This window comes from Nonomuraea ceibae (genome assembly GCF_019396325.1).
Classification (GTDB): domain Bacteria; phylum Actinomycetota; class Actinomycetes; order Streptosporangiales; family Streptosporangiaceae; genus Nonomuraea; species Nonomuraea ceibae.
Genome location: NZ_JAHKRO010000254.1, coordinates 1 through 666 on the forward strand (window position 1 = coordinate 1; position 666 = coordinate 666).

Genomic DNA, 666 nt, shown 5'->3' on the forward strand with positions numbered 1-666 from the left:
TCGCTGCCCGGTTGAACGGCCGGCCACGCAAAACGCCCGGCTGGGAAACCCCAGCCGAGCGTCTCACCAAGCTTCTGGCGCTAGCCAGTTGATCAATCCGTGTTGCGATGACCCCTTGACTTCACCGGGACGGTAGGGGCTTTTCGATGGCTCTTGCGAACCTATCAGGGCAGATCATGTCACCAAGTGGTTGTTCACGCAACTACAGACACGCGCTCCCCCGCCCGGGCGTCCCCGGCGGCCATCAGTTCGATAACGTCCCCCACCCGGAACAGCATCCGGCCAAGGTCGTCCAGACCGGCCGGGTGGAGCTTCTTGCGGGCCACCCACGTGTGCAGCAGCGCGGGCTTGATCGGCCGGATCAGCGACGTGAGCGCGCGGGCGATCGCCGGCGCGGTCAGCGTCTTGTCCTCCAGCGCGCCGAGCATCCACTTGCGGCGGGCCTGGACCTCGTAGACGAGGCGTTGGCCGTCTTCGTCGCGGCACCACTGGCACGCCACCCGGGAAGCGTCGGGGCGGGCGTGCAGGTCGCCGTTGCAGGCGTCGCAAGGCCCCGCGTAGACGAGGGGTGAAGTCAAGGGGTCATCGCAACACGGATTGATCAACTGGCTAGCGCCAGAAGCTTGGTGAGACGCTCGGCTGGGGTTTCCCAGCCGAGCGTTTTGC

1 protein-coding gene is annotated in these 666 nt (G+C 66.4%); it reads right to left on the reverse strand.

What is annotated here, in order from left to right:
* Window positions 1-194: 194 nt before the first annotated feature.
* On the reverse strand, window positions 195-578 hold the full coding sequence (locus KME80_RS49825; RefSeq protein WP_219520126.1) for a hypothetical protein: 384 nt from the start codon (window positions 576-578) through the stop codon (window positions 195-197).
* Between the last annotated feature and the right edge of the window lie 88 nt (window positions 579-666).